We start from the raw sequence: 10,771 nt of genomic DNA, 5'->3' as shown, positions 1-10,771 counted from the left end.
CGGCGCTGTCGGCGCGGGTTTCCACCGTGCCGGGCCGCACCGTGATCGGGATCGAACTGCCCAATGCGCGGCGCGAAAAGGTGGTGCTGCGGGAAATCCTGGCCTCGAAATCCTATGGCGACGGCACCTATCCGCTGCCGCTTGCGCTTGGCAAGGACATCGGCGGCGGCCCGGTCGTGGCGAACCTTGCCAAGATGCCCCACCTGCTGATCGCGGGGACCACCGGGTCCGGCAAGTCGGTCGCGATCAACACCATGATCCTGTCGCTGCTTTATAAGCTGACGCCCGACGAATGCCGGTTGATCATGATCGACCCCAAGATGCTGGAACTGTCGGTCTACGACGGGATCCCGCATCTGCTGTCCCCCGTCGTCACCGACCCGAAAAAGGCCGTGGTCGCGCTGAAATGGGTCGTGGGCGAGATGGAGGAACGCTATCGCAAGATGTCCAAGATGGGCGTGCGCAACATCGAGGGCTATAACGGCCGCGTCCGCGAGGCGCTGTCCAAGGGCGAGATGTTCAAGCGCACCGTCCAGACCGGCTTTGACGAGGATACCGGAGAACCGATCTTCGAGACCGAGGAATTCCAGCCCGAAACCTTCCCCTATATCGTCGTGATCGTCGATGAGATGGCCGACCTGATGATGGTCGCGGGCAAGGAGATCGAGGCCTGCATCCAGCGCCTGGCGCAGATGGCGCGGGCCAGCGGCATCCACCTGATCATGGCGACGCAGCGGCCTTCGGTCGATGTGATCACGGGCACGATCAAGGCGAACTTCCCGACCCGGATCAGCTTCCAGGTCACGTCCAAGATCGACAGCCGCACCATCCTTGGCGAACAGGGGGCCGAGCAATTGCTGGGCCAGGGCGACATGCTCTATATGGCCGGCGGGTCCAAGATCACCCGCGTCCACGGGCCTTTCGTTTCCGACGAAGAGGTCGAGGAAATCGTGCGCCACCTGAAAAGCTTCGGCCCGCCCAGCTACATGTCCGGCGTCGTCGAAGGCCCCGACGACGACAAGGCCGACGATATCGACGTGGTGCTGGGTCTGGCCTCGGGCGACGGCGGCGACAACGAACTTTACGACATGGCCGTGGCGATCGTGGCCAAGGACCGCAAATGCTCGACCAGCTATATCCAGCGCAAGCTGGCGATCGGCTACAACAAGGCCGCCCGCCTGGTCGAGCAGATGGAGGAACAAGGCGTCGTCAGCCCGGCAAACCACGTCGGCAAACGCGAGGTCCTGGTCCCCGAGGTCTGAGGGGATCAGGCCGCCTTGCGACCGTAACTATGCTTTCGGCAGGCATTCGCCCTCGTGGGAATCTTGGCGAGAAGTGCCGTCCGGGTGGTCGGTAATAGGGTACGGAGAGATCAGTCGCCGCAGCTTGATCCCCTTCTTTTGTTCTTTAGATTTTCGCAATGGTTGATATGAGGTTCCGACATGAAACGAGTCTTGTGCGCAGTAACTTTTTCTTTGGGACTTGCATCATCAATTGGCATGGCATCAGAGGTTACGATCGGCAGATGGTGCGATGCGTTTGCCCCGTCCGTTAATATTACCCAAACCATTGAGTTCGTAACTTCCTCTAACAAATCACTTACTATCCGTCGCAGTTTTTCAGATGGATCTGGTAGTGAGACAGTTCTGGAAGAATTAGGCAATGAGACATATGCAGAAGCAGATGCCTCGTTTGGCGAAAAATATCGCATCGTCCCATCGACAGGAGATCTGCAACTGCTTGATGACGATGGTCTAATTCGGACTGCCAAAAGGCTGGAAAACGCGCCTCAAGAAGGCGAATGCAGGTGATTTAACCGGGGCCGAGCGTCCGCAAAAGACTCAACGCGACACCCGCCAATCGGCAAGGCTGTGTCGTCCTTGATCAATATGGAATCGAAACGACCCGTGATGTCGTCTCGATTGTTGATATGGGCGCTGTTGATGGATACCGTGCAGACAGTCTTGAAGGGTCTGAGAGGACCGGGATTCCTTATTCCCAAGTTTCAGCTATTCTTTCCTTGTCGAATATATTCGAGCCGCAAATATTATTTGCGCATGTCGCGCCGTCTGCGGAAAATCTCTGAACTACCTCTGTGCGGCTCATTCCCCTTGCCATTAAAAATACGGCATCGACGAATCCGCCAGTCGGGTTGCGGGCTTTGGATCGAGACATGAGCCTTCCGGTTTCCGTTCCAAATATGCCGCGGTGATAGGCACATGAAGCAAAGGCATAGCGCAGCCTTGATCGAAAAGCCGTTGCTATCGCCTTCGCTGATCCACGATCCCCATCGGAACGTCGAATTGCGTCGACATTCTGCTAAAAGGGCGGGCATCGCGATGCGTGTCATTCATCGAGTTCAGCGCATCAATAATCACGCTCGTAATAGACGCCGAGCGCATTGTCCCCTTCCGAATTCACCGATCCGCGCACCGTTACGCTGCGCGAAACGTCCAGGTTCAGGTTCAGCCGGGTCGTTCCGTCCGCGCCCACCTGCACATCGGTATAGAGATTGTCCGACAGGTATTTCCCCGCCCTGACCGAAACATTGCCGTCGCTGTCCGTGGCAAGGTCCAGGTCGTCCAGCCCGGTGGCGGAACGCAACCGGCTGACGATGCCTTCACCCCCGCGCCCGGCCAGAACGGCGATGGCATTGGCAAGCTGCGCCGCTTGCAGGGGCGTGATCGTGTCCAGCCCGCGCCCGAACAGCAGATGCGACAGGACTTCTTCCTCGGGCATGTCGGGGCTGGATTCAAAGGTGATGTCGGGGTCGCGCGCCTCGCCGTCGATGATGACGCGGGTGGTGATGCCGTCCTGCACCGTTTCGGCCACAAGGCGGATGATCGGGATCAGGCTGCCCTGCATCTCGATCAGCCCCTCGGTCAGGTCGAACCGCTTGCCCAGCAGATCGACGCGGCCCCGGATCAGCTCAAGCTGGCCGACGGGGATCGGGGTGCGGGCGTCGCCGGTCAGGCGGATCTCGCCGCCCAGTTCCGCATCGACGCCCCGCCCACGGACGAAGACCTGTTGCGGGGCCGAAATCGTCAGGTCGAACCGCGCCGGATTGGCGGGCGGCACCGCCGCCGGACCGGCCATGCCCGCCAGCGCCGCCGCATCGCCCGGATATTCCGACAGCCCCGCCTTTGCCCGTGTCGCGCGCACCGGCGGGCGGTCGTAAAGATGCTGGATCGGCGGAATCGAGGCCGCCCCGCCGAACCCGGTCGAGGGGATGCGCAATTCGGCCTCCTGCACATTGATGCGGCCCTGCACCAGCGGCCCGTCGGCGGGATTGCCGCTGACGCCGACCTCGCCATCCACCAGGATCTCGTAAAGGTTGGGGTCGCGCAAGACGACGCCCGAAAGCCGCGCAGCCAGGTCCAGCGGCCCGCCGGTCAGCGAAACCGGGCCGCTGACCGAAATCGTTCCCCCCGCATCGACCTGGCCCTGGATGTCCACCTGCGCCTGGCCGTTCGCGAAATCGGCAACCGCATTGACCGCACTGACGCTGAGACCCAGCCGAGGCTCGGCCAGCCGCCCGTTCGTCAGCGCCAGCCGCCCGCCAAGCGCGCCGATCCCCGGCGGGCCGTTCAGCGTCAGATCGAAGCTGAGCGGCCCCTGGATGCTGCGGGTGCGCAGCAGCGGGTTGACGATGGCGGCATCCCCGCCCCCGTTGATCGACAGGTTCGTGGTCGAGAAATCGCGCGCCATCACCCCCGCCACCCGCGATTGCAACCCGCCCGGCGCATTGACGGCGACATCGACCTGAAAATCCTCGGCCCCCTGCCCGACGGTGCCCTGCACCTCGAGCGGGCCGCCGAAGCCCGGCACGATCAGCGCCAGATCGGCCAGCCGCGCTTGCAGGTTCAGCAGCGCCGGATCGCCGTCGGCGGTGACGCTGAACTGGTTGTTGCCCAGGTTCACGCGCTGGATCGCCAGCCGGTTTTCCCCGTCGAGGCTGATCGCGGCGTCAAGGCTGGTCTGCCCCGCCAGCACCGCATCGGCCTGCGGATTGCCGACCGCCAGCCCGCTGGCATTGCCCTGCACGGCGATATTGCGCGTGCCTTCGGCCTCGGTCAGGTGGCCGGTCGCATTCAGCGCGCCCCGGAAACCCTGCCCCAGGAAACGCAGGTCCTGCGCGTTCAGGCGGGCGCGCAGGTCGCTTTGCCCGCCGCCAAGCTGGCCATCGGCCTGAAATTGCAGCGATGAGCTGTCCACCTCGGCGGTGTCGATCTGGAAAAGCCCGTCGCGTTCGGTGCCCCGCAGCGTCAGGCGGGTTTCGCTGGACAGCGCCCCGTCAAGCTGCGCCTGCCCAAAGGACAGGCCCTGCCCGGTGCCGGTCACGTCCAGCAGCCGCCCGCCCTGCCCGTCGTCGCTGAACGACCCCTCGGCCCGCAGCGCACCGCCCCATCCCCGCCCGAAAGCGGCCAGCGAGCGGATATCGACCTCGCCCGTCAGGTCGGTGCGCGTCTCGCCGATGACGCCCTGCGCGGTCGCGTTCATCTCGGCATTCGCCAGGTCGAGGTTCTGGATGGTCAGGTTGCCGCCCTGTTCCTCGGCTTGCAGGGTCAGGCGGGTCTCGCCCGGCAGCGTGCCCTCTTGCGGGCCAAGGCTGAGATCGCGCCCCAGCCCCTCGACCACGATGCGCCGCACGGCCTCGCTTTCGCTGATCCGGGCCGAGGCGTTCAGCCCGCCCGAAAAGCCCATGTCCAGAACTGCCAGGTCGCCCATGTCGAAGCCCAGGGTGGCGTCGATCGCGCCTTCGGCGAAACGCCCCTCGCCCTCGATCTGAAGCTGGGGGTTTTCCAGCGTCATCTCTTGCAACTCGAACGAGCCGTCGACCTCGCCCGCCCGCGCGGTCAGCAGGGTGGTGCCCGCCAGCGCGCCGTCAAGCTGGGCGATGCCGGTGACCAGGTTCTCGGCCCGCCCGTCCAGTTGCAGCCGCCGCCCGTGGCGCGGGCCGGTCAGTTGCGCCGTCGTCAGGACCGAGCCGGCCATCGCCGGATCCGCCACCGACAGGTCGGGCATGGAGATCCGCGCCTGCACATCCGCCGCGTTCGAGTTCAGGTAGCCCGATGCCTCGGCCGTCAGGTTGCGCGCGTTGACGGTCAATTCGCGCAGCCGGATGCCGGTCGTGTCGCGCCGGGCGTTGACGCGGATCACCGATTGCCCGGCCAGCAGCCGGTCGGCATGTTCCTGGTCGATGGTGATGTCGGTGCCGCTGATCTCGGCCTGAAGGTCGAAGGCGTTGCTGAGCAGGACATAGGGTCCCCGCACCTCGACCGTGGCCGAGCCGCTCAGATCGCGCCCCGCCAGCCCCGACAGCCGCGAAAGGTCGCGGTGCTGGAACGCCACGTCGCCCGCCAGCGTGATCCCGCTGGACAGGCCCGAAACGAAGGTGTCCCCCGTCAGTCGGTAGTCGCTGCCGTTGATGTTCATGCCGAACAGGTTCAGCGCATTGCCGGGGCGGAAGTGGAAGTTGAGGCCGCCGTTCAGGAAACCGCCCACGGCCTCGGCCAGCGCGGGGTCGGCGGCGTCGATGCCGTCCATGCCGAAGGCGATCCAGCCGCGCAGCAGTTCCAGCGCGCTGCCGTCCATCTCGACATGGCCGCGCCCGTCGATGCGCAATTCGGTCAGGCTGCCTTCCTCGCGCCGGATGTCGCCGACCCGCCCGCGCAGGGTCCAGACGGAATCCTGCGCCGCGTCGTGAAACAGCCGCAGGTTGCCCGAGCGCACGGTCGTCGGCTTGTCCGCCCAGGGCAGCCGCACCGGCACGGTCGAGGCCCCCGCATCCTCGCCCAGCAGCAATTGCAGGTCGAACCCGGCAGGCGCGCCTCTGTCCGTCGTCGCGACCGAGCCGGACAGGTCCAGCGCATCGGTGTTGATCGACAGCACCGGCACCTCGACCCGGCCCGATTGCCCGCGCCAGCCCTCGGCCCGCATGCGGGAACTGGCGCCGAAGAAATCGCGATGCTGCGGCGGGACCAGCGCGGCGATATCGCCCCCGATATCGACCTGAAAGGCGGTGCCCTGCTCATCCCCCTGCTGGACATTGTCCAGCGCGAAGCGTCCCGTCACGCGGTCCTGCCCGTCCGTCGCCAGCCGCAGGTCGGCGGCGAATTCGCTCAGCGGCCCCTCGCCATTGATCTGCGCCGCGACGGCGGGGCGGCCTTCCAGCCCGACAAGGTTGGCGAAGATGCCGTCGGCGTCCTCATCCAGGTCAAGACCGACACGCAACACGCGGGTTTCGTTGGAAAATTCACCGTCCAGCGCAAAGACGCCGCGTGGGCCGTCGACGCGGTTGATGGTCAGTTGCGCCCCGCCCTCGCCGCCCGAAAGATTCATCGAGCCTTCGACCGAGGCGGTGGCCTCGACGCCCATCACATCCTCGCCCAGTTCCACCCGCCCGACCGAGATCCGTTCGATATTGATCCCCACCGGCAGTTCGGGCAGCGCGAATTCGGGCGCCTCGGCCTGCGGCAGTTCGCCCTCGGCGGCACCGGGAAGGCGGGGCAGGATGACCCGCTCGGCCGACAGTTCCTGGATCTGGACGCGGCGGGCGAAAAGCGCGCTGCGGGTCCATTGCATCGCGCCGTTTTCCAGCGTGATCCAGGTGCCGTCGTCATCCGCGATGGTCAGCCGCGTGAAGGTCGCCCGCGACGAAAGCGCGCCCTCGAACCCCTGGATCGAGACCTGCCGCCCGGCATCGGACAGCTTTTCCTGCAAAAGCCGGGTGATGAAGCCCTGGTCGTCGTCCTCTTCGGCGGCGATCTCGGCCACGGTGGCCTGCGCATGGGCGACCGCTGCGCCGCACAGCGCAAGCCACAGGGACAGCCAGATACGGGTGATCGTGTTTCGCATCAGAATGCCTGCCCCAGCCCAAGATAGACCTGCACGCCGTCGTCGGTGCTGCCGAAGGGCCCCGCGACGTCGAAGCGCAGCGGCCCGATGGGCGTGGTGTAGCGCACGCCCACGCCCGCGCCGCCGTGCCAGTCGCTGCTGCCGCCCCAGCCGCTGTCCTCCCAGACGCGCCCCGCATCGGCGAAGGCGACCAGACCGATGCGTTCGCGCAACTGGAAACGCACCTCGGCGGACAGGTTGGCAAGGCTCATCCCCCCGGTCTTGACCAGATCGCCATCGGGACCTTCAAGCACCTCGACCCCAAGGGATTCGTAGCTTTGCCCGCGGACCGAGCCGCCGCCGCCCGAATAGAACAGGTAGTCGCGCGGCGTGTTCTCGATTTCCGAGCCAAAGACCGAACCCAGCCTGACCCGGCCCGCCAGCGTGATCCGGTCATCCTCGCCAAAGCTGTGATAGGTGCGGCCCTCGGTCACAAGCCGCGCGCCGTTGCCGGTGTCGCCCTGGCCCAGGAAAGGCGTCAGCTCGCCCTTCAGCCAATAGCCGCGCCTGGCGTCGGTGGGTTCGTCGCGCTGGTCCCATGTCACCGACATCGGCAGCGCGAACAGGCGGAATTCGCTGTCTCCGGTCTCATCCGTCACGTCAAGGCGGCGGTATTGCAGCCCGATATCGGCGCTCAGCCGGTCGCTCTTGATATAGGTGAAGCCGAAGCCGAAGCTGAGCGCGTCCATGTCATAGTCTTCCTCGCGCAGCCGCTCGCCCCGCAACTCGGTATAGCCGGTCAGGTCGGGGTGCAGCGTCGCGGGGCGGTCCAGCCGGATGCCCGCCGTGATGTCGCGCCCCGAATCCTTGGCGCCGATGTCCGAGACCTGGGCATCCACCCGCAGCCGCTCACCCCCGCCCAGCAGGTTGCGGTGCATCCAGTAGCCGGTCACGGCCAGCCCGTCCGAGCTTGACAGTTCGAACCCGCCCCCGATGCGGCGCGGCGCCTGCTCCATCACCAGCAGGTCAAGGTCCAGCGTGTTGCCGGGACCGACCTCGTCGGCCTCGGTGATGGTGATGGCGGAAAAGACGCCGCTGCGGCGCAGGCGCTTGCGGATATCCTCGATCTTTTCGGGGTCGAACCGCTCGCCCTCGGGGAAACCGGCGATCTTGCGCAGGCGGCGCTCGCTCAGGCGTTCGTTGCCGCGCACATGCATCCGGCCGAAACGCAACGCCGGACCGGGGGCCAGCACGACGCGGCTGTCGATGCTGTGGTTGCGGTGATCGGCCACGATGTCCGAGGCGGCCACGTCGGCCTTGGCATGGCCCACCTCGCGCCAGCCATCGACACCCGCCTGCGCGGCGTCGCGGATCACCCCCGTCCCGCCGGTTTCGCCCACCCTGTAGCCCGAGGGGATGTCGCTGCCCGGCGCGACCGGCGCGATATCGGCGCGGGCAAAGCGGAACCGCGTGCCCGGCTGGACCTGGACCAGCACGCGCCGGATCACGGGCGGGGCGTCCAGCGTGGCGATCTGCGCCGCCTCGACCCCGTCCAGCGTGATGTTGATCTCGGCGTCGTAATATCCCGCGTCGTAAAGCGTGCCCAGGATACGCGCATAATCGCCCCGCGCGGCGGCCAGAATGTCCTGCCCGGTGATGCGCCCCTCGTCGCGCGCGCCCGCGATCAGGGATGCGCCGCGCAGCCGGCCTTCAAGGGAATCGTCGTCGCCGGCGATCTGGAAATCAAGCTCGACGGGGGATTCGGCCTCTCCTCCGAACCAGCCCCCGAAGGGTGAGGATACGGGCGACAAGGATCCCGATTGCGCGAGCGCCGCCGAAATTCCCGTCCCGATCAGCAGGATACCCGCCGCGCCTGCATTGATTGCCTGTTTCATCGCCCGCCTTGCGCCCAATCTCTTTTGCGTGAACCTTGCGGCACCAACGCGCATTTTCCAACCCGAGTTCTGCGTATAGGTGAATTTTTGCGAATTCGTTACCCTGATGCGACAAGGTTGGCGCCGATTGTAATGCCGGGCGGCGAATGCTAGGCCCGCGCCGGATTCATCAGCAGGGGCCGACCATGACCGACCATATCATCCGCGACATTTCGCTGGCCGATTTCGGCCGCAAGGAGCTGGACATCGCCGAGACCGAGATGCCCGGCCTGATGGCCCTGCGCGCGGAATATGGCGAGGCGCAGCCCTTGAAGGGCGCGCGGATCGCGGGCAGCCTGCACATGACCATCCAAACCGCCGTGCTGATCGAAACGCTGACCGCCCTTGGCGCGGATGTGCGTTGGGCGTCGTGCAACATCTATTCGACGCAGGACCACGCGGCGGCGGCCATCGCGGCAACCGGCGTGCCGGTCTTTGCCATCAAGGGCGAAACGCTGGAAGAATACTGGTCCTATACCGACCGCATCTTCCGGTTCGCGGATGGCACGGCCAACATGATCCTGGACGACGGCGGCGACGCGACCATGTATGTCCTGCTGGGCGCACGGGTCGAGGCGGGCGAGACCGACCTGATCGCCGCCCCCACCAGCGAAGAGGAAGAGGCGCTGTTTTCGCAGATCCGCAAGCGCATCGCCGAGACGCCGGGCTGGTTCGCCCGCCAGCGCGACGCCATCCGCGGGGTCAGCGAGGAAACCACGACCGGCGTCCATCGCCTTTACGACCTGCACAAGCGCGGCCTGCTGCCCTTCCCCGCGATCAACGTGAACGACTCTGTGACGAAATCGAAATTCGACAACAAATACGGCTGCAAGGAATCGCTGGTGGACGGCATCCGCCGCGCGACCGACGTGATGATGGCGGGCAAGGTCGCCGTGGTCTGCGGTTACGGCGACGTGGGCAAGGGCAGCGCGGCATCGCTGCAAGGCGCGGGTGCGCGGGTCAAGGTGACCGAGGTCGATCCGATCTGCGCCCTGCAAGCCGCGATGGACGGGTTCGAGGTCGTGCTGCTGGAGGATGTCGTGGCAAGCGCCGACATCTTCGTCACCACCACCGGCAACCGCGACGTGATCCGCATCGAGCATATGCGCGAGATGAAGGACATGGCCATCGTCGGCAATATCGGCCATTTCGACAATGAAATTCAGGTCGCCAGCCTCAAGAACCACAAATGGACCAATATCAAGGACCAGGTGGACATGATCGAGATGCCCTCGGGCAACCGCATCATCCTGCTGAGCCAAGGCCGCCTGCTGAACCTGGGCAATGCGACGGGTCACCCCAGCTTCGTCATGTCGGCCAGCTTCACCAACCAGGTGCTGGCCCAGATCGAGCTGTGGACCAAGGGCGACGACTACCAGCCCGGCGTCTATATCCTGCCCAAGCACCTGGACGAAAAGGTCGCGCGGCTGCATCTGGACCGGATCGGGGTCAAGCTGACGCAACTGTCGCGCGAACAGGCCGACTATATCGGGGTGACGCCCGAAGGCCCCTTCAAGTCCGACCATTACCGCTACTAGGCGCCGGAACGCCGTGCGCCCCATCAAGATGTTGATTTTCGGGGCGCAGGCGACCATCCTTCCCTTGTCCCCGATAGCTGCTTCGGGGTTCTTGTTGGCAAGGGATAGTGAGAAATGAGTAAACGTGACGATTTGATCGCGAAATATGCGGCGGACCTGCGCGACAAGCTGGGGATCGAGCCGGACATGGACCTGTTGACCAAGGTCACCATCGGCTGCGGACCAAGCATCTACAACGCCGACGGCGAGACCGTCGCCGGATCGGACAAGTCCGAGCTTGAGCGGGTCAAGGACAGCTATCTGGTGAAAAAGCTGGGCCTGCCCGACGGACCGGAACTGATGGCCGCGATCGAGGATGTGATCACACGCTACGGCACCTCGAACCGCAACAAATACCGGCCCGTCGTCTATTACCTGCTTTGCACGCATTTCGGCAAGCAATCGGCCTACGCCTGAACGAAG

Annotated in this window: 6 protein-coding genes; 4 read left to right on the top strand and 2 right to left on the bottom strand. The window is 65.3% G+C overall.

Features of this window, described 5'->3' with window-relative positions:
• Together Q0O97_RS02220 and Q0O97_RS02215 are read left to right on the top strand one after the other, a co-directional pair.
• Nucleotides 1-1,262: FtsK/SpoIIIE domain-containing protein (locus tag Q0O97_RS02220; RefSeq protein WP_294924189.1), on the top strand; the 1,262-nt coding region annotated here is incomplete at its 5' end.
• Nucleotides 1,263-1,442: 180 nt separating this feature from the next.
• Nucleotides 1,443-1,811: a hypothetical protein gene (locus Q0O97_RS02215; protein ID WP_294924186.1), complete on the top strand. Its 369-nt coding sequence runs from the start codon at nucleotides 1,443-1,445 to the stop codon at nucleotides 1,809-1,811.
• Between the two features lie 556 nt (nucleotides 1,812-2,367).
• On the opposite strand, the gene Q0O97_RS02210 is transcribed toward Q0O97_RS02215, so the two are convergent.
• Both Q0O97_RS02210 and Q0O97_RS02205 read right to left on the bottom strand, forming a co-directional pair.
• Nucleotides 2,368-6,858 carry a translocation/assembly module TamB domain-containing protein gene (locus Q0O97_RS02210; protein WP_294924184.1) on the bottom strand — a complete coding sequence of 1,497 codons (4,491 nt, stop codon included), beginning with the start codon at nucleotides 6,856-6,858 and terminating at the stop codon, nucleotides 2,368-2,370.
• Entirely contained in the window at nucleotides 6,858-8,732 is a 1,875-nt protein-coding gene (locus Q0O97_RS02205; protein ID WP_294924181.1) for an autotransporter assembly complex family protein, read from the bottom strand. The genes Q0O97_RS02210 and Q0O97_RS02205 overlap by 1 nt, the downstream gene beginning before the upstream one ends.
• Before the next feature lie 185 nt (nucleotides 8,733-8,917).
• On the opposite strand from Q0O97_RS02205, the gene ahcY reads away from it, so the two are divergent.
• A complete protein-coding gene (ahcY, locus tag Q0O97_RS02200) occupies nucleotides 8,918-10,309 on the top strand; it encodes an adenosylhomocysteinase (RefSeq protein ID WP_294924178.1) in 1,392 nt (463 codons plus the stop codon).
• 114 nt (nucleotides 10,310-10,423) lie between these two features.
• Nucleotides 10,424-10,765 carry a DUF2853 family protein gene (locus tag Q0O97_RS02195; protein ID WP_294924175.1) on the top strand — a complete coding sequence of 114 codons (342 nt, stop codon included), beginning with the start codon at nucleotides 10,424-10,426 and terminating at the stop codon, nucleotides 10,763-10,765.
• Nucleotides 10,766-10,771 lie beyond the last annotated feature (6 nt).

Source organism: uncultured Paracoccus sp., assembly GCF_945915435.1.
GTDB lineage: Bacteria > Pseudomonadota > Alphaproteobacteria > Rhodobacterales > Rhodobacteraceae > Paracoccus.
This window is presented reverse-complemented; position numbering and strand designations above follow the sequence as displayed.

Coding starts and splice junctions, on each gene's coding strand:
- ahcY (WP_294924178.1), top strand. CDS start 8,918: ATGACCGACCATATCATCCGCGACATTTCGCTGGCCGATTTCGGCCGC.
- Q0O97_RS02215 (WP_294924186.1), top strand. CDS start 1,443: ATGAAACGAGTCTTGTGCGCAGTAACTTTTTCTTTGGGACTTGCATCA.
- Q0O97_RS02195 (WP_294924175.1), top strand. CDS start 10,424: ATGAGTAAACGTGACGATTTGATCGCGAAATATGCGGCGGACCTGCGC.
- Q0O97_RS02205 (WP_294924181.1), bottom strand. CDS start 8,732: ATGAAACAGGCAATCAATGCAGGCGCGGCGGGTATCCTGCTGATCGGG.
- Q0O97_RS02210 (WP_294924184.1), bottom strand. CDS start 6,858: ATGCGAAACACGATCACCCGTATCTGGCTGTCCCTGTGGCTTGCGCTG.